The sequence below is a fragment of the Pedobacter jaeyakensis genome, from assembly GCF_054461315.1.
Window position 1 is genome coordinate 3,606,458 of record NZ_CM136921.1, and the last position, 24,702, is coordinate 3,631,159.

Genomic DNA, 24,702 nt, shown 5'->3' on the forward strand with positions numbered 1-24,702 from the left:
ACAGCGAATAGCAGCAGCGTGTAGCGACGAATTAAGTCGCCCGAAAGATTTCAAGCTGGTGTGTTACCACACTTGCTTTACAAAACTGCTCACGAAATTCAGCTGTACTGGCAAAGCTCAATTGTGAGATCGTCCTGGACTCCCAGCTGATCACAAATGAATCAACCTCAAACGGCCATGGTGAAACAATCAGACCGTTACCGGAAGCATGCATTTCATATGCCCCGCCATCCGGCCCATTACTGATCTCAATTTTTCTCCCTTCGGGCTGTACCAGTCCCTGACAGATGAGCAGCGAAAACGCATCACAAAACTCAACCAATTCGTAGGCCTGATCTACCTCTTGCTTGCGAATGCCTGCTGCCTTGAGCCAATTGCCCTCCCTTTTTTTCAGACCACTAATAAAGGTCTTTGCCCTTGGATCCTGGCCATGTACAAACTGGATGTGCCGGGAAATCAGTAAAGCGATATAAGCGCTTTTGGTCTCTGCCATGCCGATCAGGCGTTCCCCATAATCCAGCTTAAAATCAGTTTGCTTAAAATTCGCCGGCCCGCCGGCCTCATTTAATAAATCCTGGTTCTCCCATTCGTTATAAACATCATCATGCTCGGCTGCAGCAATCAGCGTTTCTACCCATCTCCCGGGCTGCCGGTCATTTCTCCAATGTGCGCAAATCTGGGCCGCAAGCAGGCCATGTGAGCGTTGGGAAATTATCTGCCATCCCGATTCTGTATAATTGACAATCATTTTATTTTCTATGTTCCTGTGGAACACGTTTCAGGTAAACTTGTTTCAACGCGGGTCATTTAAAATTGTATGTCCGTTTAGTAGACGTTTCCGTACCCCTTGTAAAAAATTACCAATATCACGTCGACCGGCTAAGTTAATCTACGAGTTCTAATAGCGGGCACCCATTCCTGATGCTCACATCGGGAGCATTTTGACGGAAAACTGATCTCATCCACCTTGCCGCAATAGGTGCAGGCATAGTGATTTTTCTTTGAGATATTTTGGGTCTTTTTGTTATATTCTTTGGGCAATACGGGCAAACCATGTTTGACATCCTGGTCGTCGAAATAAAAAAAGCTCACCTGTCCGTTGGTTTCCAGAATCGCAGTCTTAACCTGGCCCAGGTGTTCGATGTTTTGGAGGCGCATTTCTGCGAAAAACTCATCTCTTGCAAAATTGTGATCTGTCCTTTCCTGCATCACAAATTCACCCTCTTCAATAATGTATATTGGGTCGCCTTCGAGTATACCTTCGATTTTCTCATTTTTCGAGGCGAAATAAGTGAGTACACGGTAGAAGCTTAAAATTACTGCAAATACCGTTAGCGCAGGTAGAATGGCTATGTCTTGGTTAAACATTGGGTCGCCGGCGGCTGACCCAAGAGCAATAATTATGGCAACCTCGAAAATACTCAGTTGCCTTGCACCTTTTTTTCCGGACATGCGCAAGATCAGTAGGATAAAGCTAAACATCAGCAAGGTGCGCACAAGGATTTCAAGGGCGTATTGCCAACTAAAATCACTGATAAAAATGGTGTGCCAGTCGAAATTTTGCATGCTGAAAATGTCCACGCGGGATGGAATTATACCTGTGGCATTTAGCTAACTTCATAAGTAACAAATTGTTTTACAGCTACTGATAATCCTACGACTATACGCTCAAACTTGGTGCTGGTTGTTGCCCTTGAAATCAGGTCATAAATAGAAATGTGCTGTTTAGCCGGAATTGCTATGCCGTTTTCACTAATTGTATAAAGTCAATGCGCTTTCATTTAAAAATGGGGATATGGAAGTAACTTGCAAGCGTAAATGATCTTGTTAATATTATCAATGCCGGCAGGAAACATGGTTTTCTAAACTGCGTACTGGGCGCAACTCATACTAAAGCTGATTTCCGTTAGGCAGCTATACGCTCGTTCGAACTTTTTTCAATTTTCTATTTCCTCCTTTATACCCAATTAAACCTCGATTTCGAGGTTTTTTCGTTAGGGAGCATGCTCCCCTCTGCTCTGCCACAGGGTGCTAATAATTCTTCTCTTTGTATCGTAATGTTTGACGGGCATTGATGGTTTACACCCGGGAAGGTAAGCCGATATGTTGAAGCTCAACATTACGAATTAACAGATTTATAAATTTTTAATCCTTAGAAAAAATGGGAATTATTAGAGGTGGAATCCTGGGCGGATTCCGAAACAAAGCAGGTTCAGTAATCGGTTCTTACTGGCGCCGATTAGACATCATCAAAGGTTTGCCACGGATTAGCGGCAAAGCGCCTACTCAAAAGCAAATTGATCAAAGGATCAAATTCGGATTGGTTACCGGTTTCTGCAGCTGGATGGGCGATTTGATTGATGCGGGCTATAAAGGCCTGAGTGAGATTGAAACGCCGATGAATTTGGCCGTATCCTATCACCTGAAAGAAGCGGTGCTGGGCGTGTCACCCAACTTTACGCTCGACTATACCAAAGTAGCGTTTAGTCAGGGTAAATTGAACTTGCCACGAAACCTGGCCGCAGTGAGCACGAGTGCAGCGGAACTGGATTTCTCCTGGTTGAACTATGGTAATGAAGGTAAGTTCCAGGACGATTCCGATCGAATATCGATCCTGGTATTTCACCCGGCTTCATACGAGTTCGTGATTGTGAAAAACATTGCAGCTCGTTCTGCAGAGGCCTATACCTTGAGTTTGCCGGTAGAATTTAGCGGGGATCCTGTTCATGTTTACGTAGCATTTAATTCTACAATTACGCCTGAACTGGTTTCAAAAACCAAATACTTAGGCTTGATCACCGTCATGTAATCAATTAACTGAGGGTGCCGCGTTCGCGGCCCCTCTTTTTTACCACCAAAACCTAGACAATGAAAACACTATATAATACAATAGCTCAGTCCAGGTATTGGGCATTCATCAAATTCTCCTCGTTTACCATAAGCCTTTGGCTGCTGTTGCATAACATCCCGTGGGCCAATTTTAGTATCGATCCAACTGCAGGTTACATCGATCCAACCATTTGGATGCTCATTTTAATTTCGCTTTTGTGCGTTCCAATCTTAGTTGGAATTTCAGCACTGCTGCTTACGCAGCTCTGGAAATTGATTGGCCTACCTGCACCAACAAATATCGTTTCACAATTTAATGCATTACCATCATGGCAAAAATTGAAATTCTTGTTTGCTTCCTATGCCTTGCTGCTACTAGCAGGAATAGGATGCCTCATCGCGATATGTTAACGACTCCAGCCATGTACGAGTACCCGGAAAGCAGGCAAATGAACCGCATCTTAATGGGAGATCATTTTTATGGGAAAAGTCGTGAGTTTAACCGCAGGGTGGTTTATAAAAAACTGATCCCCATTGCCGAGGCCGAGCTTTGGGTAAGGGAGGCCACAGGCCACAATGACGGACAGCGGGTTGAAGACTATTTAGCCGCTGTAGATTTAAAGAAAGGCCAACCCTACTGCGCAGCTTTTATTTCCTGGGTTTTCCAGCAAGCGGGATATGCTGCGCCAAGAACGGGCTGGTCGCCAAACCTATTTCCAACATCCAAATTGGTTAAAGCCGCTGAACCAGGGAATGTATTTGGGATCTATTTCCCTGCCCTAAAGCGGATTGCACATTGTGGTTTGGTGACCGGCGTTCAGGGCGACTGGGTAAAAACCATCGAGGGAAATACAGATGGGTCTGGCGGTCGAGAAGGCGATGGTGTTTACCGTAGGTTGCGCCACAAAAGGGCAATTAAAGCCTATGCGGATTGGAAACAAACTTCCACCAACCAATTTGCCCGCAGCAAAAAGAAAGGAGGCAGATCATGAACAGGGCTTTTATATGGTTCTGTTTGGGCCTTGTCTATTATCTGCTATTAATTAACGGCTGTGGTTTTATGAAAAAAACGACTAAAGAGCTAGGCAAGGAGACGCAAACTGTTACAGCTACTGCTGATATCACTCAGCTAGATTTGACCAAAGCCACTAAAGAAACAAATGAATACTACTACAGAACTGACGGCACCTTGTACGGCCACAAGAATATTAAAGAGCAGGTCGATCAGGCTGGTTTTGGTAGTGCTAAATTGGAAAGCGCCATTACTGCTAAAAAGGAAGTGACGTTAAAAGAGAGCAGGCCGAGTAAAACAGTGATTTGGGTTGGAGTCATTGTGTTCACCATAGTTCTTCTGGTGATAATTCTGTTCTATTTATTGAAGTAGTATAATTTTCGACTGAAATGAAAACTATAATTTTGGCGTCTGGAAAATGCCTTTAGATCAGGGAAGCCATTGCTTTAACAGTTCCATCTTTTTGAAAAATTCCTTTATCTTTGAGTAACAAAAGGAAATACATAAAATTTTTTGATGTTGCCGCTTTAGGCAATTTAAACCCACAGGAAATGAATGCGTATCAACAAAGTTTAAAAGTACAGCGGGACAATTACAGTGTAAGGCAAGCAGCTGTTAAAGAGGGCCTTGAAAAAGGCATCAAACAAGGAATCAAACAGGGAATCAAACAGGGTGAACATAATATTATGCTTAAAGCGGCCCGCAAGATGAAAAACGATGGTGAGCCAATTGATAAAATAATAAGGTACACTGAGCTTTCCAGAGCAGAAATAGAGAAATTATAAAATGAAACGGCCGACTGGAAAATTCGTTTATTATGGTTTATAAATCAGGGACATAAACAAAAGGGAAGTACTGCTTATGTGCCCAGGGGCCGCCCAGGTAATACCAGAGATCCAGGCCTAAAGCCTGAACCTCAAAAGAGGAAAAATCAGCCGATAGCCTATTGAGTAATTCCCGCGCTATCTCCGGGCTCGTTTTATTTTGAACAGTAACATGCCCCCTAAAACCCTGCTTGTCTTGTGCGCTAAGCTGTTCCAAGAATTGTCTACTTAACGCTGAGCGAAGCGAAAGGAGTTCTGCTCCCTCCAGCCGAAAAGCCACGCCTGAGCCAAGATTAAATAGTCCGCTAACCTTAATGCCAAATGGAGCAACAGACAGACCTAAAAGGAGTTCGACAGTTTGTGCGGTATCAGGCAGCTTGTGAAATAAGGTCAAATGTGCGTTCAGGAAATTGCGCTCAGCCGGAAAATGTTCCAGACGAAGCGCATCAAAATAGGCTTGTGAAGCTTCATCCATCCGCACCGTTAAAATCAGTACTTTTTCTTCGTCGGTTAACATCTCATCAAATGTCTTTTGTCCTAATCCATTTCCTCCAAAACCTATCCTCCTTCAGTCGCGAAGGCAACCTTTGATGGTTCTTTAAGCAATTGTGATATAACGGCTTTAACAATTTTACTTCTCGTTTGCGACGATTGCTTGGGATTTACGATATAGATCAATAGAACTTCTACCCAGTTGTTTTCGTGAATCCTGAAATTTACAAAAGGAAACTCCCCGATCTCAAAGTCCTCTACCAGGACTTCAGAAATTTGGTCTCTCATAGCGGGTATATTTTCCTTGGTTTTGGCATCTAATTGACCCAAACAGGCTTTACGTACTGTTTGTTCTACCCATTCGAGGTCGCTATTGAAGGTGATGTAAAAAGAGACTTCGTTCCAAACTAATGGTAGCTTTTGCCAGGAATAATTGTAGACTTGATTTTGAAATATTAAACTGTTAGGGAACCTGATTAACCTGCCGCTAGGCAAATCGCTACTCATCAGATTTCCAGCGAATTCCCACAGGGTGGTATCTAAAAAATTGATTTCCACTACATCGCCGTTAAAGCTTCCTACCTGAATACGGTCGCCAACTTTAAAAGGACCACGCATGATGATATAAAACCACCCTATTAATGAAGCAATTGGCGTTTGTAGGGCAAAACCAAGTAATAAGGAGATCAGCCCCAGGGAAACTGCGGCCGTATACCAATTCGCATTTAAGAAAGAGATAAATATAAAGATGATAACGACATAGGAAATTAAGCGAGTAACTTGAATTAAGTTGTAAAGTAAGCCCTTATCAAGAGGGGCCCTGGAAATCTGAGTTTGAATAAATCTGGAAACAATTAGAATAGCAAAACTGCAGGCGCCGGCGAAGAGCAGGTGTTCAAATAATTCGCGATAAGTGCCTGTAAAATCAAATATCTTTAATTGCACAACGAAAGTTAATACGATACAAGTCACCGCACCGATAATGTACATTCCGATCTTGGAATTTTTAATGCCCTCATTGTGCAACTTTTTAATCGTTGCTTTTTGCTCGGGTGTAGCTTCCTGAACTTTAACTTCCATTTTGCTATATTACCCTATTTTATACGAAAAAAACAAATTTAGAGTTTCGAAATCCTTCCAAAAATAGTCGTTATACAGAACAGTTTTTCTAAATAAACTCCCAATACCTGGTGACGTTTACTTATTGATTTTCCAAAGCTTCAGGATCATCTTTTTCGTTGCTTAAATATTCATCCCAGTTCCGAAAGACATACTTTATTCCATCCTTTTTCACTTTTCTCAGCGCTCCATTCACATAAATTCTTAAATACTGATCGTTGTTGCCAACAGGCTCCGCATCAAAATCAAAAGCCGCAACATCATATTCAGGGATTAGCTTTCTGGCCACGGTTTTCTCCGGCATGTCCAGCGTGTAATAGGATAGATCTTCATTGAGCACAATCTGGCCAAATAGCGTTCCGTCTTCATTATAAATTCTAAGTGCATCGTTAATATCCAATTGGAAGGAGATCACGCCTGCCCCTCTTTTTTTGCTTTCTGTGAAAGTCGCAAACACACCCGGTTTCTGGTAAAGCAGCTCACCGGGGGCTGCCTTGTAAGTTTTTAGTGTATCCAACCTTTTAGTATTCAATGGCTTATTTCCCGACTGCACTAAGATGGTATCGTTTTCTGTGATGTGATCTTTATCATTGTAAACAATGCTATGGAACGACATCTTTTTAGGATTTTCTTTTACACGTTTAAAGGTTATCGCAGCCAGTAAATTATCCGAATGTCCTTCCAGGCGCCGGTTTTCGTTCTCTCGTGCTGATTCGTACAAGTGGTCGTTATAATCAACAAACATTTTCTTTTTATAGAACAGCAAGGTCAACTCTTGAATGTCAGGGAACTTGCCTGCCGGGAAGCTGGCCATGGCGAAACTGTCCAATTCGGTAAGTATTTGTTTATCTGTCAAATCCCCATAATTAGCAACCTGGTAGTACTGCGTGACATCGATAGTATTGAAAAAATTCGTATCCAGCCCACCATTTAGATACTTATGGTTGAACTCCTCATTAATAGGCTCAATAGCCAGGTCGATTTGTTGGCGACAACTATACATGACAATCAGTAGTGAAAATACTACTGAAATTTGAGTGAGTTTTTTGTGCAATTTCATGTCTAAAGCATTCCATATCAAATGTAATGCCGATCATGATCAAAGTAAATTAGATCCTGCTGACCTTAACGCTCGACATCATCAGATCATCCTGTTCAAATTTCTTCATGAGCGAAGCTTTCAGTTTTTTCCAAAAATCCAGCTCAACATTTTCAGCCATGACTTCATACACCAGGATCTTTTCTTTGACGGTCGGCCCTTCATCCTGGTTCCCAAAACCATTAGCTATGCTGCGACTGTATACGGTCAGTCCGCCGAACTTATCAGTAAGCTGCTGGTGGAGCTGGGTAAAATGGCGTTTTGGAAAACGCTTGCCCTCAACATCGTAAACTGGGACCTGTAATTGGATAAGTGTTTCCTGTGATTCTTTTACTGCACCCTGCCCGATCAACTTGAATGCCTCGTCAGCACCCAGTCGAGCCAAAACTTTAAATGTTTTCCCAGCCTGCTCATTGTAATTTTCGAAGAAACTTTCGATCTGGTTCAACATTCCTTCCGGAAGGTCTTCCAAATGGTTGACCCCGGCATACTGAACAGATACAAGAGGCACCAACAGGAAACGGTCATTGCGCATCTGCTTCCCGTTACGCTCTTTCTGGCTCGCCTTCAGTGCGCCAATCACCCGGCAGTCTGCGGCACAGCCGGTAAACGTGTCCAGCTCAGAAATAACGACAACATCCAGAGGGTCGCCATCTTCCCCGACGGTACCAGGAATATAACCAAAGTCGAAAGGGAATATCATCCCAACGGGCATAACTTTATTCAGCTTGAAACAGCCCAGCGCAGGGTCAAAATCAAACTTTTGTCCATTTCCCTTTGGTGTTTCAATAATTACGGTAACATATTCCATAGTTCAGCAGCAACTCATTAGACCAACAGCGCTTTACAAAAAATGTTTTCTGATTTAATTATACCGCGACCTACAGGTAGGAACCTAAACTTTTTATGTGGTATTTGCTGATCAGCAAAACCTTAGCACAGCGAAGGTGTTAATGTTGTAAAACACATTTATATGCTGAAAAGATCAACCGACTGCCTGACCATGTTTTTGCCGCAAGCGCTTAGAGAGACATTGAAATTGGAAAAAGCGTTCATCTGTACGGTTGACAAAACGAAATAGTATGTGGGTTTTATGGGCAGTATTGGCTGCAATATCAGCCGCGTTAGTAATTGTTTTAACTAAAGCAGGTTTAAAAAATGTGGATTCCAGCCTGGCCTTTGCGATACAGGCCGTTCTGATTTTCATCATCGCCTGGTCTGTAGTCGCATTTCAGGGTAATTTTAGCGAATGGAAAGGAATAGAGAAAAATGCATGGATCTTTTTGCTGTCGGCCGGAGTCTGCACATCACTTTCCACTTTATTTTCCTATAAAGCATTATCCCTTGGACCCGCTTCCTATGTAGCCACCATTGAAAGAACTTCTCTGGTGATCGCGATCGTACTCTCTATCATATTCCTGAAGGAAAAGCTCACCTGGCAAATCGTAGTGGGAGGAGCCGTGATGATTGCAGGAGCGGTACTCATCGCGTTATCGGATACAGCTAAATGAAAATTGTTCGTTCATCAATATGTTATACCGGAATCAGTTGAGTACTAGCCGGTAGGCCCAAGATAAGAACCGATTTTACCCAATACCTGATCTATGTCAAAGGGCTTGGCTATGAATTCGTTTGCGAGGCATAGCGACCTGTCGTGCATGTGCCAGTCTGCCGACATCATTAAAATCGGAAGTTTAAATTCAGAGGTTGCCTTAAGTTCCGCACATAAATCTATGCCATTGCCATCAGGGAGCCTTACGTCCATCAATAGCATATCCGGCATGGCAACTTGGAGCGCTTCTTTAAAGGAGGAAACAGTTTCGTAAACTTTAACACGGTAACCGCGGTCGAACAACACATAGTTTAAAATAAATCCGATATCCTTATCGTCTTCCAGTACGTAAATCTCTTTTCCCATAATTAATTGGCCTCTTGCTAGTTGTTAACCCCTTTGTAGAAAACTTTGTTTTAACAAAAACGAGTTTGCCGGCTTTTTTCTTGCTTCATGATTTTTGAATTACCCCCGGAAGGTCAGGCAATAGCAAAGTTTCAAGAAGTATCCAGAACCTTTATAGTTCATCGGTGTTAGCTACGTAAACAATTATCATGATCGAAAATAAAAATCCTAAATCCGCTTTACCCAACGATGGCCTGCCAAGTGCAGAGGAAACAGCTGAGGAGCTAAAGGGCAGCGATGCAGATGTTGACCGCAGTGTAGGATTTGACGCTCAACCTGGCGCAGAAGAAACGAAAGAGCAACTAAAAGACACCGACGCGGATTCAGCTGATTAATAGAAGTCTGCCGAATGACATGAAAGCATTTCGAGGCATATTCAAGAAAGTTACCGGACTATCAACTCAATGCTTCGTCCCTACCGGCATCTTAAATATAAATTTGGTTGCAGTTTGATCTGAATGTACGGAAATATGTCCTCCACTGGCGCGGGCAATTTCTGAAGAGATGTAAAGACCGAGACCCAAACCTTCACTTTTTTGATCCGAGTTGGCACGGGAAAATGGCTCAAAAAGAGTTGGTATCATCGATTGAGGGATAGGCGTGCCGGTGTTCTCAATACTGAGCTCAAAACCATCAGTTGAACTTGCGTTTACAACTACGGGATCTGCTTTGTTTCCATGGCTTAGCGCGTTACTCAGCAGATTGGAAAAGAGCTGGGCGATGCGCTTCCCATCGCAATAAAGCGTCTCAGGTAGCTGAAATTTTGTTACAATATCCCTATTCGGCCAAATCATCCTAAGTTCATCAATAACGTGTTCGAGCACCCCTTTAATGTCCACCTCCTGTTCGTTCAGCACAATTCCAGAACCAAGACGGCCCCTGGCGAAATCCATCATATTTTCAATAAGCCCCGTCATCCGGTGCGAGGAGTTCAGCAAGATTTCGGCAAAACGTTGAATATTCGCTTCATCCTGTTTACCGCGCTTCAGCAGCTGGCCAACATTCCTTACCGCACCCACTGGATTACGAAGATCATGTCCCAGGATCGCAATAAACTGTTCCCTGAGTTCCGCTATTTGCTTTTCCTCTGCCAGGCTTTTTTGCGTTACGCCAAGTTCTTCCAACTGGTCCAAATGCAGGGAAATGAGATCTGCATAAAGTTCAAACATGCCAATTACTGCTGGATTCTTAAGTTTGGCCGGCTTAGGATCGATTGCACAAAGCGTCCCAAAAAAGCTGCCGTCCCGTTTGATGATCGGCATGGAGATATAACTTTGAAAACCATACATCAGGGGCGTGTGATGCTCCCTAAACTCTGGATCTTCCTTAACATGATCGATAACGACGGCGCGTTTAGAATGGCTGATCTCATTACATATTGTTGTAGTCAGCTCCAGTTCACTTCCGGGAAGTAAACCAAATTCAATATGATCCAACACTGCACAGGTAACCCACCTGTCTTCTGTAACCCTCGCAACCGCAGCAAAACCCATTTCTGTTGTTCGGCAGATAACATCAAGAATGGTTGATATGGCATCAATAGACTGGATGGCGCGGATATCGTTGGCAATATTTGAAGGAAGATTATTCAAATCAGTAGAGGTTTATGGCAAAGATGCGATAATTACAGCTATTTTTACATCTTGACCATCACAAATATATCCGCTTTAAGTTTACTAATTTTAAATTCGTTATATTAATACTTCAAACAATCTCCCATTATGGCAACCATTAATCCTATATTCAGAATTTTTGATTACGACAAAGCCATTGAATTCTATATTACCTGGCTTGGATTTGAAATTGATTGGGAACACAGACCTCATGATTCACCAATATACCTGCAAATATCACTGGACAACATCATATTACATTTGACCGAGCACCATGGTGATTGTACTCCAGGCGCACGGGCGTTCATTGACAACTTCGAGAACCTAAAAGCATATCACTCCGTCTTACTCGAAAAAGCCTATAAGTTTAACCGCCCGGGCCTTGAAAACGTGCCCTGGAATCCCGAAGTTTGGTCTATGGAAGTGATTGACCCGTTTGGTAACAGGCTATCTTTTAATGGACAAAAGTCATAATTCATTTTGAATTTGATGCGGTGCCACTGCACTTTTTACTGCAATATTTTACGGACTCCCAGTTCTTTTCCCATTTTTTGCGCCAGCTGAATGGGCGCTGGCAAACCGGACATACCTTAACAGGCAAATTTTCTTTCTTAACGCCTTTCATCTCCCTTATCCGAAACAGGAGAAGGCACAACCGCAACCCTTTCCACTTCTATTTTTTTCCAGGTTTCCTGCCATCCGCTATTACCCGGCACTGGATCGGCCTTCAGCATTAACAGCTTTTTATCTTTGCTAAATGAATAATAGATATGAGCTGTCTTGCCACTTGCTGGCGTCATGAAACCTTCGGTGTCTTTTGCGATCATCTCCCAGTATTCCGACTTACTTTTAATCACATACTCACCATGATGGGTTCTCAAAACCTTATCGCCAACGGTTTGGGTATTATAAAACTCCCCTTTATCATTAAAATACTTTTGAAAACTATATCCTGCATCTGCCGGTATACCGGTAAGTTCCCACGCCCCAACAAATGGATTTTCCTGGGCGTGCAAGTTAAAATAGCTGAACAGGAAAACCAGCAGGAAACTAAATAGCGTTTTGATCATCTCAATAAATAGATTTAACACCTAATATACAAAAACCAGTTGATATGTATCTGCAAATTAACGTGGTGTTTAGCAAATGATGTTATTCCTTTTTTAGGATCAAATTAATAGCCCTGTTCCACTTTTGATATATATCAATAGGTTTTGGATAGTCCGGAATGTCAAATTCCCAGGGAATCAATACTTCAATGTCATTTCTCTTTGAAAGTTCAGGTATCCACTTTCGAATGTACTCCTGGGCTTTGTATTTATTAGATTGATGGACCGGGTTAGTGTACCATATTTCAAATGTCTGCATATGCCAGTTCATCCAGTTTGAGCTCACATCATAGTCGATCAATTTAGCTTCAAAATAAGCCGCTCCCCATGTCCAGTCTATCTTTAAATCATGTGTAAAATAGCTTGCACAATTGACCCTACCCCGGTTACTCATGTATCCTGTTTGATTCAATTGCCGCATGTGAGCGTCTATGAAAGGAATTCCAGTGCAGCCCGAGCACCATTTCTCAAACTTAAGGGGATCGTTTTCCCAAGTTATTTGTTTGTTCTTATACCCTTTGGTCTTGAATATCGAAGTCCCCAACCGCATCCCCTTAAATGTAAAATAATCCCGCCAAACCAGTTCGAAAACCAGCCACCAGGTACTCTGGTTTTTCTTGACTTTTGATTCATAGTCTACTACCGTCTCATAAATTTCCCGGGCGGAGATACAACCCAATGCCAGGTAGGGCGAAAATTTTGAACTGTAGTCCAGTCCATCTGATTTATTTCTGCTCCACCTGTAACCGGTAAGCAACTCGGATTTAAACGTATAATATTGCAGCCTTTCCAATGCCGCAGTTTCGCCACCCGCAACCAATGGTTTTGATTTTTTATATTCTTCTTCGCTAAATCCATAAAGTTTGTAAGAAGGAAACCTTTTGGTTTTTACATTCCCAACAGCATTCAATTTGGATGGCGGGTTGAATGTTTTCCGCGGCTTGGCTTCACGCCCGGCGGGAATTCTGTAAGCTTTGCTGGTTAGCGGGATTTTGGCAATCTCAAAAGGGATATCATCTTTATGATAGAGCGTTTTGCCCCAGAAAAAATGGAACGCTACGGACGGCAGGGCATGCATTACAGTTTCAATCAAATTCAATTCGTAAGGCGCATATTCTTCTTCTGCGTAAACGTCTGTAATCCCATATTCGTCAACCAGCTCGGGTAAAGTAACCCTCGCTGATTTGTCGCCGACTACTAAATGTCCCCCCAAAAATTCCAGATTTTCTCTCAAATTGAGTACAGATTGATGCAGGAATTTAAATCGAACAGCATCTTTTTTTCGAAAGCCAAGCGCTGATTTTTCATAATCGGTTTGTTCAATACAATAGCAAAACACTAATTCATCACATTCTTCGTGAGCCCTGATCAAAGCCTCATTGTCGTGCAGTCTCAAATCATTCTTAAACCAAACCAGACCCCGTCTCTTCATTTCGATATTGTGTTAATCATCCGTATTTATTTTTCCATCGTTTCTTTTCTGCCGCATAATCTGGCTCAGCTTCGGCTTTCTTCCATACCTTATAAAATACACTTGCCGCTTCAGCTTTTTGCGAATCTCCTGTGCCACGTTCCAGTTCATGATAGTCATTTTCCTTATCGTACTTTCTTCCCCCCTATAATTCGCATAACGCCTGGCCCGGGTATAACCCATCTGCAGGTATTTTCTCGCCAAATCCGCCCCAACAAATTCTCTGTCTTTTAGGTAAGTTTTAAACAGATTGTAAATTGCTGAACTGCTTTCTTCGGCAATTTCTGGGGTCTTGAACCTCCAATGTGGACCAATCTCGGATTTATAGGGCTCACAGATGAGCACGCCTTGCTCACCTTTGCCTACACGGTACAACTCCGGATGTTTCCTGTAATCTATATCTGCCTTCCAGCCATAGGCTGTCTGATCAAAATCAAGATAGGAAGGTTTTTTACTGTTTGCCATTGTATAATAATTGGATAACAGATTTTAGGGCCATAGGTTTGATTCGAATAAGCGGAACTTTAACGCGGGATTATTGTTAGTATCAAACGTATGAAAATAGCAACCTACAATATCAATGGAGTCAATGGACGACTGCAAAACCTAATCCGCTGGCTGGATGAAGCGCAGCCAGATGTTGTTTGTATACAAGAACTCAAGTGCGAAACCAGCCGTTTCCCGGAAGCTGCAATCAATGATGCAGGGTACCAAGCGATCTGGAAAGGAGAAAAAAGCTGGAACGGCGTAGCGATACTTTCGAAAGAGGAAATCAAACCGCTCAGAACTGACCTGCCCGGAACGGATGAAAGCTTTACCCATAGCAGGTATATTGAAGGATTTACATTTGGAATGGTGATAGGATGCATCTACCTGCCCAATGGCAATCCTTATCCAGGACCGAAATTTGATTATAAACTGCGCTGGTTTGACCGGTTGATGGATCATGGAAAGACCCTGCTTAAAACCGAGCTCCCAGTAATGCTCGTTGGCGATTACAACGTCATGCCCACAGAACTTGATACCTACAAACCTGAAAAGTATGTCAACAATGCACTGTTCCGTAAAGAGATCAGGGCAGCATATAAGAAACTAGTGGATCAGGGCTGGACTGATGCCGTTAGAGAACTCCATCCCGGGGAAGAGATCTATACCTTTTGGGATTACATGCGCAAAGCATACGATAGAAATGCCGGCTTGAGGCTGGATCATTTTCTGTTGAGCCCGGAACTCGCCCTGAAGCTTAAAAAAGCCGAAGTAGACAAACATGTTCGCGGCTGGGAAAAGTCAAGCGATCATGCCCCTGTCTGGATAGAACTAAGAAAAGTTTAAAATTTAAAATGCTTCTCCAAGATTGAGCAATATGGCACTATATCCCTTGCTCACGCCGTAGTCAATCCCAATATTGGTATTGGTGAGCTTATTGAATTTGACGCGCAACCCTGTACCTACTGCAGGTTTCCAGGAAGTAAAAAGGGAGCCCGTTCCGCTGACGGTATTCACATTGGCAAACACCACAAAGCCAAGAAGTCCGTTGTCGGTAATATCTCGCCTGTACTCACTTTCAGCGTAAAACAAGCTTTTTCCCCGGTACCTGTTCTGGTCAATTCCTCTGGCAGACCTATTATAGGGATCCCATCCGGTACTTGGGAGGTCGAGATATGGGGTTTTATTGTTCAACACTGTCCAGAAATAAGACCAGAGGGCTAGTGTATTCTGCTGCCTTCTTTTTGCCGGGTTCATCCGGATGTATTTACGCACATCCAGGTATACGGAACTCCAATTGTTGTTGCTGCCTAAAAAAGTAGGATTGACCCGGTACACAAAATTTCCATACATTCCGGGTAAAGGGTTGATCGCACTGCTCCGGCTATCGTAAACCATGTTCAAACTAATACCTGATGAGAAGGAGTTTTTTCCGGTTCCGTATTGATATCCTGAATATTGCTCCAGGTTTTGCATCTGATCATCTATACCCATGTTAAAGCGGTAATCCATATTGTACCCAAGACCAGCATATAAATAGGGTTTGATCCGTTTCAACGCACTTTGATAGAGCCGGATGTATTTGTAACTCAGCAAGGTTCTCTCCTCTTCCGATTTGGAATCTCCCAAACCCCAGGTATATTGGGGATAGACGAGAAAACGTGTATCACCCTGGATTAGCCAGGAATTGTCTGCGAGCCAGATGTTTGTCCGGATCGGTAACCCAAAACGTTTTCCAAGGTTCCAGTAGGGCGTAAAGGTCGCCGTAGACAGGTTTGTAGTCTTTTTAGGACCAAGATACATCGAAGCTGAAGTACTGGTGATCAGTGCATTTCCGGTTCCTCCCGGGGCTGTACCTCCAATGGGCAGGATGGAAAAATAAACTTTCTTGTCCTTTTCCTCACGGATCTTTCCGGGGCTTATGCGAAATAGCATTTTACCGATATCAATGAGGTCGGTTTGCCTGGCCGTATCCTGACTCTTCTTCGTCTGAATGATGGCATCCCCTGCATTTTGGCCGAAAGAGGAGAAAGAAGAAAAGAGGAGCACGTTGACCATGCACATTTTCAGAATAAATTTAATTTGCATAGCAATCGATTATGAATTGTGAATGGCAATAAGTCTGCCAGAAGTGCCGTGCAGGAAGATTATTGATCTACCTAAAATTCCTGCCCCCATGGAAGGCCTCTTTTGATACGTCTTCCCTTACCTGAGACCTTTTATCCTGTGCCGGATAAGGTGCAGTTTTTTCATCTGCCCTGGATAAGGTAAGCAATGGCAGATCTTCTGTTTCTCTTTGCACCAGTTTACCCAACATTTTGGTTAGGTCAAAACATTTACTCACTACCACATGCACCACTTGCCCTTCTCTCTGCAGCCTCCCCTCCACCATTAATAACCTGGAATGCAAGATCTCCTTCCTATAAGTTTCAAATAGTTTCTCAAATACCACTAAATTGCTATAGCCTGTTTCATCTTCAATAGTAATAAAACATACCCCACCCGCTGTGCCCGGTCGCTGCCGAACCAACACCAGTCCTGCTACTTTTACCAGCTGGCCATTCGTAGAATCGTTGTTAATATGATGACAAGAGCGAATATGCAGTAGTTGTAGTTGTTCTCTGATAAAACTTACCGGATGAGCTTTTAGCGATAAACCCAGCGTTGCATAATCCTGCACCACATGTTCTCCCTTAGTCATCAATGGCAATTCTACCTGTGTTTCCAAAACGCTTTCTGAAGGCTGACCTTTAAACAATTCCTCAGGCATATCCTGCAAGGCAGATATCTCCCATAAGGCCTTACGTCTGTCCAGCCCCATAGACCGAAAGGCATCTGCATCAGCCATTCGCTCCAGCGTTGCTACAGAAATTCCTGCATCTCTCAGTGCCGTGATGCTTTTAAAGCCATCTCCCCTGCAATCCATTAAGATTTGCATCTCTTCTTCCCTTAGTCCCTTAATTTGCCTAAATCCTAAACGAATGGAAAAGTACTTGCCAGATTTTTCTTCCAATCGGTTATCCCAATTGGAGTAATTGACATCCACTTCACGCACTTGCACGGTATGCTTCTGTGCATCTATGACAATTTGTGCGGGTTGATAAAATCCCATGGGCATACTGTTCAATAATGCGGTGGCAAATACTTCCGGATAGTAATGCTTTAGCCAGCAGGATACGTAGACGAGCAAGGCAAAACTGGCGGCGTGACTTTCCGGAAAACCATAGCTTCCAAATCCTTCCAATTGTTTAAAGATCTTTTTAGCAAACTCCAGCTTATAACCTTTCGCCAGCATTCCATTAATCAGCTTCTCTTCCCACTGGTTTACCATTCCTTTAAATTTAAAGGTAGCCATGCTTCTTCTCAACCCATCTGCCTCTGCTGGGGTAAAGCCCGCAGCAACTATTGCAATCTTCATCGCCTGTTCCTGGAACAAAGGTACACCTAACGTCCGCTCTAAAATCTCTTTCAGCTCTTTTGAGGGATATTCAATAGGCTCTTCTCCATTTCTCCTCCTTAAATACGGATGCACCATGTCTCCTTGTATAGGGCCAGGTCGCACAATCGCCACTTCAATAACCAGGTCATAAAATTTACGGGGTTTTAGTCTGGGCAGCATGGACATTTGTGCCCGGCTTTCGATCTGGAACACACCTAGTGTATCTGCCAAACAGATCATATCATATACATCGGGATCATCTTCAGGAATATTGGCCAAAGTAAAATGCATACCGTAATGATCCCGGCACAAATCAAAAGCCTTTCTGATGCAAGTGAGCATGCCCAATGCCAGCACATCTACCTTTAAAAATCCCAGCGCATCGATATCGTCTTTGTTCCATTCTATATTGGTGCGGTCTTCCATTCTCGCATTAATGATCGGGCATAAATCGGTTAGCTTTCCTTGTGTTACCACAAATCCTCCCGTATGTTGACCCAATTGCCTCGGAAAACCCATCATTTGTCCAGTCAGTTCCAGCGTCTTTTTCAAATGTGGGTCGTTAGGGTTTAAGCCCGACTCGGTTAGCCTGTTGCCTTCAAACCATTCATCGGTATATTGCCATAATGATCCCGATAAACGGTTAATGGTATCTACCGATAGCCCCATCGCCTTCCCTACATCCCTGATCGCTCCTTTTTGGTGCTGCTGAGTTACGGTGGCAACTATAGCCGCCCGGTCACGACCATATTTGTTATAGATATACTGCATTATTTCCTCTCTACGTTCATGCTCAAAATCCACATCAATATCGGGTGGTTCGTTCCTGGCTGGCGAAATGAAGCGTTCGAAAAGCATATCAAACTTCATGGGGTTTACCGAGGTAATGCCCAGACAAAAGCATATCACAGAATTAGCTGCTGATCCCCTGCCCTGGCACAGGATATTCCTGCTCCTCGCCTCCCGGACAAAATCTTCCACAAAGAGAAAGTAATTGGCATAGTCCATCTTCTTCACAAACTCCAGCTCATACAATACCATGTTCACTACCTTTTCGGGGATTACTTCGCCGTAAAAATCATGCGCCCCTTTCCAGGTCAGGTATTCGAGTTCTTCCAAAGGCGGCCGACCACTTTGATTGATTTCTTCAGGATAGACATATTTCAACTCGTCTAACGAAAAAGTGCAGGCTTCAGAAATCTTTAAGGTGTTAGCGATAGCCTCAGGGTATTTGCGAAACAAGCGATGCATCTCTTCTACAGGTTTGAGGTACCTCTCCGAATTTTGGTGTAAAAGAAAACCAGCATTATGTATTGTGCATTTCTCCCGCACGCAAGTCAATATATCCTGAAGTTCCCGCCTTGAAGGATCATGGTAATGTACATCATTGGTAGCCACAACAGGTATATTAAACTTATCAGACAGCTGAGAGATCCTAAATATCCTTTTATCATCATTACCCATATAAGTTCTGCTCGCTGCCAGGTACAAATTTGAACCGAGCGCTTCTTTGTATTGGGCAACTGCTGATATAAAGTCAGCATCAAACTGAAACTTGCGGTCGAGCGCATTGGGACAAACAATATTAAAAATGATTCCTTTTGCATGTTCGTAGACATCAGACCTTGAAATGTGGCAACTCCCTTTCTCTGCCCTTAAATTTCCTTTAGTCAGCAATGCAGATAGCCTGCCATAAGCTTCCCTATCGGTTGGATAGGCCAATAAACTTGGCCCATCTAGTAAATCCAGTCGGCATGCCGGGATCAGTTGTATGTCTTTTTCTCTTGCCGCGGCATGCGCACGGACAATGCCGGCCAAAGTATTGCGGTCGGTAACTGCTAATTTTTTATACCCAAATGCTGCAGCCTGGTTGACCAGCTCCATGGCATGCGAAGCTCCGCGCAGGAAACTGAAATTGGAGGTGACTTGTAACTCGCTGTATTCCATACCCATCTTTCTCTTTAGGCAAAAAAGCCATGTAAAAACCACTGATACTTTTGCTCGCCGGTGTAATGACCGGAGCGGAACAACCAGTAGCGCCTGCCCTCATCATCCTCAACCTGGTAATAGTCGCGATGCTCCCCCTGGTCCAGCCACCATTCCCTTTCAATCCGCTCCGGACCATCAGCCTTAACAACTCTATGCTGGATGCCATTATAGATAAAGAACTTAGGCGGATGATCCGGAATCAATGCCATTACCTCTATTGGATCTGGCCTGTTTAAGAGTTCTGTTGGCCGGGGCTTGTCTACACGCCAATTGGTAATTGCTTTTTGGGTAACAGAAACCGCACGCTCCTGTGAACGCTCCGGCCAATAATGTTTGGCAGGCAGATAGCGACGTATTACCGCTGTGCCGATCTTCCCGGCAACACGGTCCAGCAAGCGGATTACACTTTCATTATCCAGTCCGCGCTTAGCAGCCCACATTTCTTCTTGCGGTACTTCGACATCATCTACCTTGGTGGCATCCAGTACAAAAAGCTCAATGCCCAGGCCCGGCCGAATCTGATCTATTTTTAACTGGAAGAGTTTGAACAGGTGACTTACGCTGTAAGTTGCAGCACTGGTACCAACGGTAACCTGCACGATCTTTCCATCTACTCGGTAACCGGTTAGGACGCCAGAACGCAATCCTTTGCCTTCTTCCATCATCTGCTTACACAATGCTTCCAGCATATTGGTAATGGCAATTTCAATGGCTGTTCGGGTCCTTACAGACTCTAAACAAGTGAGCCGCTGTTGGAATGGCACTGGAACTTGCAAAGGCTTCAAAACCTCCTCTTCTGTGCCTATGGCTTGTGCTAATCTGAGTAAAAAATCTTCGCCGAACCTGCGTCTGAGTACCGAACGCGGCATATTGATAAAACTCCTAATCTGGTAAAAGCCCAGTTTCTGTAATTTGGCAAGTACCAATGGCTCCAGGCGCAAGGCTTCCGGAACCAGCGGTAACAAAGCGTCTATCTGTTTTCCAGGTGCAATAAGTGGCGTAATTGTTCCAAACCTGGCTATTGCCCATGCTGCGCCCGGAGTATCCGCAATAGCGACCCGTACCGTATAGCCTTTGCTTTTTAGTCGGGAAACGATCTCTTTCAAGTATCCTTTTTCTCCACCCCAAAGATGGGTGCATCCGCTTACATCCAGCATGAGTCCATCCATCGCAAATTCATCAATGGAAACAATGGGCGAATAGCGTACGCACCATTCCCCCAGGCCTTTTAGCAGTTTTGCCGATCTACCTGCTTTATCATCCAGCACTTCCAATCCGATGCAAATCGCTTTTGCATCCGCAGCTTTCATCCCTACTTCTACTGGAACGGCAGCTGCCAGAGGACTCACTGCTGTAACGATCATCCGACCATGATCAGGTGCGGCAAAAACAAAAGGCACGGCTGTTAATTCTGGTCGGCGGATCAGCTGCCAGTCGGCCAATAACTGCCGGAACCACATGGAAACATAACGCTTTTGCATGATACTTATCCGATCTGGCGAAACTCTTCCACATTCCAATTTTGTGATACTTGAACTTCTTTAAATCCATCCCCTGCCCATTCCATCACCCAACTGCCCGGATTTCCATTGCGCACTTTAAGCAGTTCTATATTCCATCTTGGGAAACCCAAACCTGGCAAACCATCTTCTGTTTCACTAGCCACCGGCTTAATTTGCCAGCGCGCAGTAGCCACAGTGCTGGCCATTTTCCGGGCATCCTTTCTTAAAATAAATCCGGTAACCCCGCTTTCTTCAACCGCCAGTTGTAGTCTGCGGGACTCAACTAAACTGAGCGTATTTAATTCTGCTACTACCGCTGCAAGGCCATCGCATTTCAATGCCTCTTCCGTAATCCACAGCGCATCTTTTTCAGTTTTCACATCCATAAAGATGATGCGCTCTGTTTCTACATTAAAATTCTTTAGCGAAGCAGGAAATACCCTTCGGGAAGTACTGACCCAGACGCAAGCAGCACCATCTTCCATCAAGATTGCCAAAAGCCCGGCAATAAAGCCATCACTAGCTGCCGATTGTTCAGGAAGTATGGTGATAAATTCATGAATGGCATTTCTGGGAAAGACTCCGTTGGGAAAAGCGTCTTCAATACCACCCAAGCCCATGCGTGAAGATTTTGAGGAAGACTTAGGGCTAAAGCCCTGCCACTGCAAAATATCTTGCTGTAATTGAGTTACTAATTCGCTTTTGGTAGTCATAGGTCGCACAATTATTATACTATTATTATTAGTATTTTTATTGTATAACAAATATAAAACTATTTTTGTTAGTAAATATGATGATGTGGAAAAGCAATACCTAACTATTAAGCCATTACCGGATTTGGTTGGATCTCCAACTTGGCAAATTGTTGTACTTCTATACTGGGGAAGCCAAAATCGGCAACTACTTTTCCCTGGATCAGGTAGCAACCTGTTCCCCTAAATGGATAGACCGGCGTGGTGGCGGAAAAATGCGTAGTGTCAAAAAAATCACCATTGCAGTCCAGAAAGGTTCCAAACCACATTTTTTTATTGTTCTTGGTTCTAACTGTCTTTTCGCAGACATAGAGCCCTACCATCCGCACCGTCCTTCCAATTTGGCTTGGTAAATCCTTCGTAGCCGCATCACCCCTATAACTGGTTTTGAGCAGTTCAAACATCGACAGGCTTAGCGGATATCCCAGCAATTCGAGTTCATGATACGCATCTTCCAGTTTTGTATTGACCAGCTCCGGAAGTACAAACTTTTTAGGCTCCACATGGAAAAGTTCAGCATTGTTATTGGGTTTACCTTTCTGTCCGAGTAGCGAGTGGACTTCCCAAAGCAGCACTTTTTTGCTCTTGCCGGTAAAACGCAATGCCCCGCATCGGATCAGAATTACCACCTGCTCCAGGCCGATCTCCAGCCGCTTTACAAAATCTTCCAGATCCCGATACTCCCCGTTTTGTTTACGCTCGGCGGGTATAGCTTCCATAAGCCGCCCCTCCAGGCCCTGGATCCCCACAAAACCCAGGTAGACTTCATCTCCAAAAATAGAAACCACTGAAGTGCTCTTGTTAACGCAAGGCAAATGAACTGCCGCCCCTGCGCGTTTCAATTCATGCACATACAGCCAGCGGGTATAGAACCCACCATAATTGTTTAACACGCCGACCATGAACTCTTTGGGATAATAAGTCTTCAGGTACAAGCTTTGGTAACTCTCTACAGCAAAACTAGCCGAATGAGCCTTGGAAAAACTGTAACCTGCAAAGCTGGATACTTGCCGCCATATTTCTTGGGTAATGGCTTCGGGCCTGCCCAACACTTTTGCACCTTCATGAAATTTCTCTACCAGTCGGTCAAACTCCACCCGCGAGCGGTACTTACCACTCATGCCTCTTCTCAGTATATCTGCATCTGTTCCGTCCATGCCTCCATAGTGGATACAAACCTTGATCACATCCTCCTGGTAAACCATCACCCCAAATGTTTCCTTCATTTGTTCTTCCATAACCGGATGCAAGTAGACGACCTGCTCAGGTTGATGGTAGTTCCGGATATAGGTTTTCATCATCCCTGATTGGGCAACGCCCGGACGGATGATGGAGCTCGCGGCGACCAAAGTCAGGTAGTTATCACAGGTCAGCTTGATCAGCAATTGCCGCATCGCCGGCGATTCAATGTAAAAACAGCCAATGGTGTCCCCTATCCTTAATCTGGCATTCAAGTTTGGGTCTTTCATGAACTCCTTAACCTGGTTGATGTCGATCCGCTTCTGCTGATTTTGCTCTACTAGTTTGACCGCCTCTTTAATGTGGCCGATCCCACGCTGGGAAAGGATGTCATATTTGTCATAACCTATTTCTTCAGCCTCATACATATCCCACTGCACTGTAGGCATCCCTTTTGGAGGCAGATCCAAAGCTGTATAATATGTGATCGGCTCCTCTGAAATCAGCACACCCCCAGCATGAATACTGCGCTGGTTGGGCATATCCGACATCAATTCATAGATCATCATGATTTTTTTAAAGGTCTCGTTATCACGGTTCAAAACTGTGCGACTGGCATCAGTAAACCCATCGATCTCCGATTTGGGTAAACCCATCACTTTACCTATCTCCCGGATAATGGACCGGTCTTTAAAGGTCGACATGGTGCCCAGCAAAGCCGTATGTTCCCGGCCATAACGTTTAAAAATGTAATCCTGTACATCCTCCCTTTCATCCCAGCTGTAATCGAGGTCAAAATCGGGCGGACTGGTCCGCTCTGCGTTTAAAAACCGTTCAAAGTAAAGATCAAGCTCTATAGGGTCCACATCGGTGATCCCCAAGCAATAGGCCACGATGCTGTTTGCCCCGGACCCCCTGCCGACATGGTAATAACCCCGGCGCATGGAATACTGAACGATGTCGTTCGTAATCAGGAAATAGGCGCAAAAATCCAGCTCGAATATCACCTTCAGCTCCTTTTTCAGTCGCTTTAATGCCTCTCTGTTCTTTACACCATAACGGTATAGAAGTCCTTCCATAGCCAATTTATCCAGCAAAGCCTTATCATCCTTTTTATTGCCCGTAAAACTCTTCCTATTCAATTTGATTTTTCCATCCGGATAGTCCATCTGACAACTATCCATTAACCGGCATGTGTTATCCAGCACATAGGCATATTTGGCAAACTTCATCTCCAACTCCCCAGGTTTCAGAAAAAGGTCGGTTTCTTTGCACTTATCATCCTTCTCAACCATAGTGATTAGGGTATTCAGGTCAATCCCTCTTAAATATTCATGCAGGCGGTAGCCGATCTTACCGGATACGAATACAGGCTGTAATGCCAGCATCTTTTCGGGCTGAGAAACCGTTCGATTATAGAGCTGATGCAACTCATCGAACCGAATCCCAATGTATTCATTGGATTTCAATGGCGCTTTATGGCCAAAAGGAAATATAATAACAGCGTTTAAAAATTCAGGTGGTTCTTCAGGTAATGCCTTTTCTGAAAGGTGATGCAGCGTCAAAAAATCATTCAGCTCTTTCATCCCCTCCTTATTTCTGGCAACGCCGATATACAGGAGCTTTTTATCCCTTCTGTATTCCATACCGCCGATGGGTTTGATCCCCTGCTTACGACATTCGCGCATAAACTCCATGACACCAGTGGAATTGTTAATGTCAGTAATCGCCATCTGGGTGATGCCACGAGCTTTAGCCTCCTCGACCAGCGTTTTGACCGACATGGTGCCGTATCGAAGGCTATATTGAGAATGGACGTTTAGATACATA

The 24,702-nt window shown here is 43.9% G+C and carries 26 protein-coding genes; 9 read left to right on the plus strand and 17 right to left on the minus strand.

The window, feature by feature from the left end; genetic code table 11:
* Positions 1-31: 31 nt before the first annotated feature.
* Entirely contained in the window at positions 32-748 is a 717-nt protein-coding gene (locus ACXZ1K_RS16075) for a DUF3891 family protein (RefSeq protein WP_458970696.1), read from the minus strand.
* A gap of 131 nt (positions 749-879) precedes the next feature.
* Positions 880-1,581 carry a DUF421 domain-containing protein gene (locus ACXZ1K_RS16080; RefSeq protein WP_458970697.1) on the minus strand — a complete coding sequence of 234 codons (702 nt, stop codon included), beginning with the start codon at positions 1,579-1,581 and terminating at the stop codon, positions 880-882.
* Between the two features lie 580 nt (positions 1,582-2,161).
* Between ACXZ1K_RS16080 and ACXZ1K_RS16085 the strand changes: the two genes are divergently transcribed.
* From ACXZ1K_RS16085 to ACXZ1K_RS16105, 5 genes are all read left to right on the plus strand, one after another.
* Positions 2,162-2,809 (plus strand): DUF6266 family protein, encoded by a 648-nt coding sequence (locus ACXZ1K_RS16085; protein WP_458970698.1) that lies wholly within the window; start codon positions 2,162-2,164, stop codon positions 2,807-2,809.
* 59 nt (positions 2,810-2,868) lie between these two features.
* Complete coding sequence (locus ACXZ1K_RS16090; protein WP_458970699.1) at positions 2,869-3,240, plus strand: hypothetical protein; 372 nt, start codon at positions 2,869-2,871, stop codon at positions 3,238-3,240.
* Positions 3,234-3,821 (plus strand): C40 family peptidase, encoded by a 588-nt coding sequence (locus ACXZ1K_RS16095; RefSeq protein ID WP_458970700.1) that lies wholly within the window; start codon positions 3,234-3,236, stop codon positions 3,819-3,821. Before ACXZ1K_RS16090 ends, ACXZ1K_RS16095 begins: the two co-directional genes overlap by 7 nt.
* A 68-nt stretch (positions 3,822-3,889) precedes the next feature.
* Positions 3,890-4,213, plus strand: coding sequence for a hypothetical protein (locus ACXZ1K_RS16100; RefSeq protein ID WP_458970701.1), 324 nt, complete (start codon positions 3,890-3,892; stop codon positions 4,211-4,213).
* Between the two features lie 179 nt (positions 4,214-4,392).
* Complete coding sequence (locus ACXZ1K_RS16105) at positions 4,393-4,626, plus strand: hypothetical protein (protein ID WP_458970702.1); 234 nt, start codon at positions 4,393-4,395, stop codon at positions 4,624-4,626.
* Between the two features lie 37 nt (positions 4,627-4,663).
* On the opposite strand, the gene ACXZ1K_RS16110 is transcribed toward ACXZ1K_RS16105, so the two are convergent.
* From ACXZ1K_RS16110 to ACXZ1K_RS16125, 4 genes are all read right to left on the minus strand, one after another.
* A complete protein-coding gene (locus tag ACXZ1K_RS16110) occupies positions 4,664-5,140 on the minus strand; it encodes a 2'-5' RNA ligase family protein (RefSeq protein ID WP_458970703.1) in 477 nt (158 codons plus the stop codon).
* Between the two features lie 83 nt (positions 5,141-5,223).
* Positions 5,224-6,237, minus strand: a complete 1,014-nt coding sequence (locus ACXZ1K_RS16115) for a mechanosensitive ion channel family protein (RefSeq protein WP_458970704.1) — start codon at positions 6,235-6,237, stop codon at positions 5,224-5,226.
* A gap of 121 nt (positions 6,238-6,358) precedes the next feature.
* Positions 6,359-7,336, minus strand: a complete 978-nt coding sequence (locus tag ACXZ1K_RS16120) for a hypothetical protein (protein ID WP_458970705.1) — start codon at positions 7,334-7,336, stop codon at positions 6,359-6,361.
* A gap of 49 nt (positions 7,337-7,385) precedes the next feature.
* A complete protein-coding gene (locus ACXZ1K_RS16125; protein ID WP_458970706.1) occupies positions 7,386-8,186 on the minus strand; it encodes an inorganic diphosphatase in 801 nt (266 codons plus the stop codon).
* Positions 8,187-8,457: 271 nt separating this feature from the next.
* Here ACXZ1K_RS16125 and ACXZ1K_RS16130 point away from each other — a divergent pair, with 271 nt between their 5' ends.
* Positions 8,458-8,886 (plus strand): EamA family transporter, encoded by a 429-nt coding sequence (locus tag ACXZ1K_RS16130; RefSeq protein ID WP_458970707.1) that lies wholly within the window; start codon positions 8,458-8,460, stop codon positions 8,884-8,886.
* 44 nt (positions 8,887-8,930) lie between these two features.
* On the opposite strand, the gene ACXZ1K_RS16135 is transcribed toward ACXZ1K_RS16130, so the two are convergent.
* A complete protein-coding gene (locus ACXZ1K_RS16135) occupies positions 8,931-9,293 on the minus strand; it encodes a response regulator transcription factor (protein ID WP_458970708.1) in 363 nt (120 codons plus the stop codon).
* Between the two features lie 188 nt (positions 9,294-9,481).
* Between ACXZ1K_RS16135 and ACXZ1K_RS16140 the strand changes: the two genes are divergently transcribed.
* Positions 9,482-9,667, plus strand: coding sequence for a hypothetical protein (locus ACXZ1K_RS16140; RefSeq protein WP_458970709.1), 186 nt, complete (start codon positions 9,482-9,484; stop codon positions 9,665-9,667).
* A gap of 66 nt (positions 9,668-9,733) precedes the next feature.
* Here ACXZ1K_RS16140 and ACXZ1K_RS16145 read toward each other — a convergent pair whose 3' ends face one another.
* The gene (locus ACXZ1K_RS16145; RefSeq protein ID WP_458970710.1) at positions 9,734-10,924 is read right to left on the minus strand and encodes a GAF domain-containing sensor histidine kinase; all 1,191 of its coding nucleotides are present in this window, start codon (positions 10,922-10,924) and stop codon (positions 9,734-9,736) included.
* A 129-nt stretch (positions 10,925-11,053) separates the two neighbouring features.
* Here ACXZ1K_RS16145 and ACXZ1K_RS16150 point away from each other — a divergent pair, with 129 nt between their 5' ends.
* Complete coding sequence (locus ACXZ1K_RS16150; RefSeq protein ID WP_458970711.1) at positions 11,054-11,419, plus strand: glyoxalase superfamily protein; 366 nt, start codon at positions 11,054-11,056, stop codon at positions 11,417-11,419.
* A gap of 1 nt (position 11,420) precedes the next feature.
* On the opposite strand, the gene ACXZ1K_RS16155 is transcribed toward ACXZ1K_RS16150, so the two are convergent.
* From ACXZ1K_RS16155 to ACXZ1K_RS16170, 4 genes are all read right to left on the minus strand, one after another.
* Positions 11,421-11,570 carry a DUF2256 domain-containing protein gene (locus tag ACXZ1K_RS16155; protein WP_458970712.1) on the minus strand — a complete coding sequence of 50 codons (150 nt, stop codon included), beginning with the start codon at positions 11,568-11,570 and terminating at the stop codon, positions 11,421-11,423.
* On the minus strand, positions 11,557-12,015 hold the full coding sequence (locus ACXZ1K_RS16160) for a DUF4488 domain-containing protein (protein ID WP_458970713.1): 459 nt from the start codon (positions 12,013-12,015) through the stop codon (positions 11,557-11,559). The genes ACXZ1K_RS16155 and ACXZ1K_RS16160 overlap by 14 nt, the downstream gene beginning before the upstream one ends.
* Before the next feature lie 82 nt (positions 12,016-12,097).
* Positions 12,098-13,486 (minus strand): DASH family cryptochrome, encoded by a 1,389-nt coding sequence (locus ACXZ1K_RS16165; protein WP_458970714.1) that lies wholly within the window; start codon positions 13,484-13,486, stop codon positions 12,098-12,100.
* Positions 13,487-13,498: 12 nt separating this feature from the next.
* Positions 13,499-13,990, minus strand: coding sequence for a DUF4385 family protein (locus ACXZ1K_RS16170; RefSeq protein ID WP_458970715.1), 492 nt, complete (start codon positions 13,988-13,990; stop codon positions 13,499-13,501).
* A 90-nt stretch (positions 13,991-14,080) separates the two neighbouring features.
* Between ACXZ1K_RS16170 and xth the strand changes: the two genes are divergently transcribed.
* A complete protein-coding gene (gene xth / locus ACXZ1K_RS16175) occupies positions 14,081-14,857 on the plus strand; it encodes an exodeoxyribonuclease III (RefSeq protein ID WP_458970716.1) in 777 nt (258 codons plus the stop codon).
* Positions 14,858-14,860: 3 nt separating this feature from the next.
* Here xth and ACXZ1K_RS16180 read toward each other — a convergent pair whose 3' ends face one another.
* From ACXZ1K_RS16180 to ACXZ1K_RS16200, 5 genes are all read right to left on the minus strand, one after another.
* Positions 14,861-16,099 carry a hypothetical protein gene (locus tag ACXZ1K_RS16180; protein ID WP_458970717.1) on the minus strand — a complete coding sequence of 413 codons (1,239 nt, stop codon included), beginning with the start codon at positions 16,097-16,099 and terminating at the stop codon, positions 14,861-14,863.
* A gap of 67 nt (positions 16,100-16,166) precedes the next feature.
* A complete protein-coding gene (locus ACXZ1K_RS16185; RefSeq protein WP_458970718.1) occupies positions 16,167-19,397 on the minus strand; it encodes an error-prone DNA polymerase in 3,231 nt (1,076 codons plus the stop codon).
* 14 nt (positions 19,398-19,411) lie between these two features.
* Positions 19,412-20,920 carry a Y-family DNA polymerase gene (locus ACXZ1K_RS16190; protein WP_458970719.1) on the minus strand — a complete coding sequence of 503 codons (1,509 nt, stop codon included), beginning with the start codon at positions 20,918-20,920 and terminating at the stop codon, positions 19,412-19,414.
* Between the two features lie 5 nt (positions 20,921-20,925).
* On the minus strand, positions 20,926-21,654 hold the full coding sequence (locus ACXZ1K_RS16195) for an ImuA family protein (protein WP_458970720.1): 729 nt from the start codon (positions 21,652-21,654) through the stop codon (positions 20,926-20,928).
* 107 nt (positions 21,655-21,761) lie between these two features.
* On the minus strand, positions 21,762-24,701 hold the full coding sequence (locus ACXZ1K_RS16200) for a DNA polymerase III subunit alpha (RefSeq protein ID WP_458970721.1): 2,940 nt from the start codon (positions 24,699-24,701) through the stop codon (positions 21,762-21,764).
* Position 24,702 lies beyond the last annotated feature (1 nt).

Excerpts from the sequence above, each read along its gene's own strand:
- ACXZ1K_RS16075 (WP_458970696.1), bottom strand. The coding sequence starts at position 748 with ATGATTGTCAATTATACAGAATCGGGATGGCAGATAATTTCCCAACGC.
- ACXZ1K_RS16085 (WP_458970698.1), top strand. The coding sequence starts at position 2,162 with ATGGGAATTATTAGAGGTGGAATCCTGGGCGGATTCCGAAACAAAGCA.
- ACXZ1K_RS16090 (WP_458970699.1), top strand. The coding sequence starts at position 2,869 with ATGAAAACACTATATAATACAATAGCTCAGTCCAGGTATTGGGCATTC.
- ACXZ1K_RS16095 (WP_458970700.1), top strand. The coding sequence starts at position 3,234 with ATGTTAACGACTCCAGCCATGTACGAGTACCCGGAAAGCAGGCAAATG.
- ACXZ1K_RS16100 (WP_458970701.1), top strand. The coding sequence starts at position 3,890 with ATGAAAAAAACGACTAAAGAGCTAGGCAAGGAGACGCAAACTGTTACA.
- ACXZ1K_RS16105 (WP_458970702.1), top strand. The coding sequence starts at position 4,393 with ATGAATGCGTATCAACAAAGTTTAAAAGTACAGCGGGACAATTACAGT.
- ACXZ1K_RS16110 (WP_458970703.1), bottom strand. The coding sequence starts at position 5,140 with ATGGATGAAGCTTCACAAGCCTATTTTGATGCGCTTCGTCTGGAACAT.
- ACXZ1K_RS16115 (WP_458970704.1), bottom strand. The coding sequence starts at position 6,237 with ATGGAAGTTAAAGTTCAGGAAGCTACACCCGAGCAAAAAGCAACGATT.
- ACXZ1K_RS16120 (WP_458970705.1), bottom strand. The coding sequence starts at position 7,336 with ATGAAATTGCACAAAAAACTCACTCAAATTTCAGTAGTATTTTCACTA.
- ACXZ1K_RS16125 (WP_458970706.1), bottom strand. The coding sequence starts at position 8,186 with ATGGAATATGTTACCGTAATTATTGAAACACCAAAGGGAAATGGACAA.
- ACXZ1K_RS16130 (WP_458970707.1), top strand. The coding sequence starts at position 8,458 with ATGTGGGTTTTATGGGCAGTATTGGCTGCAATATCAGCCGCGTTAGTA.
- ACXZ1K_RS16135 (WP_458970708.1), bottom strand. The coding sequence starts at position 9,293 with ATGGGAAAAGAGATTTACGTACTGGAAGACGATAAGGATATCGGATTT.
- ACXZ1K_RS16140 (WP_458970709.1), top strand. The coding sequence starts at position 9,482 with ATGATCGAAAATAAAAATCCTAAATCCGCTTTACCCAACGATGGCCTG.
- ACXZ1K_RS16150 (WP_458970711.1), top strand. The coding sequence starts at position 11,054 with ATGGCAACCATTAATCCTATATTCAGAATTTTTGATTACGACAAAGCC.
- ACXZ1K_RS16155 (WP_458970712.1), bottom strand. The coding sequence starts at position 11,570 with ATGAAAGGCGTTAAGAAAGAAAATTTGCCTGTTAAGGTATGTCCGGTT.
- ACXZ1K_RS16160 (WP_458970713.1), bottom strand. The coding sequence starts at position 12,015 with ATGATCAAAACGCTATTTAGTTTCCTGCTGGTTTTCCTGTTCAGCTAT.
- ACXZ1K_RS16165 (WP_458970714.1), bottom strand. The coding sequence starts at position 13,486 with ATGAAGAGACGGGGTCTGGTTTGGTTTAAGAATGATTTGAGACTGCAC.
- ACXZ1K_RS16170 (WP_458970715.1), bottom strand. The coding sequence starts at position 13,990 with ATGGCAAACAGTAAAAAACCTTCCTATCTTGATTTTGATCAGACAGCC.
- xth (WP_458970716.1), top strand. The coding sequence starts at position 14,081 with ATGAAAATAGCAACCTACAATATCAATGGAGTCAATGGACGACTGCAA.
- ACXZ1K_RS16180 (WP_458970717.1), bottom strand. The coding sequence starts at position 16,099 with ATGCAAATTAAATTTATTCTGAAAATGTGCATGGTCAACGTGCTCCTC.
- ACXZ1K_RS16185 (WP_458970718.1), bottom strand. The coding sequence starts at position 19,397 with ATGGAATACAGCGAGTTACAAGTCACCTCCAATTTCAGTTTCCTGCGC.
- ACXZ1K_RS16190 (WP_458970719.1), bottom strand. The coding sequence starts at position 20,920 with ATGCAAAAGCGTTATGTTTCCATGTGGTTCCGGCAGTTATTGGCCGAC.
- ACXZ1K_RS16195 (WP_458970720.1), bottom strand. The coding sequence starts at position 21,654 with ATGACTACCAAAAGCGAATTAGTAACTCAATTACAGCAAGATATTTTG.
- ACXZ1K_RS16200 (WP_458970721.1), bottom strand. The coding sequence starts at position 24,701 with ATGTATCTAAACGTCCATTCTCAATATAGCCTTCGATACGGCACCATG.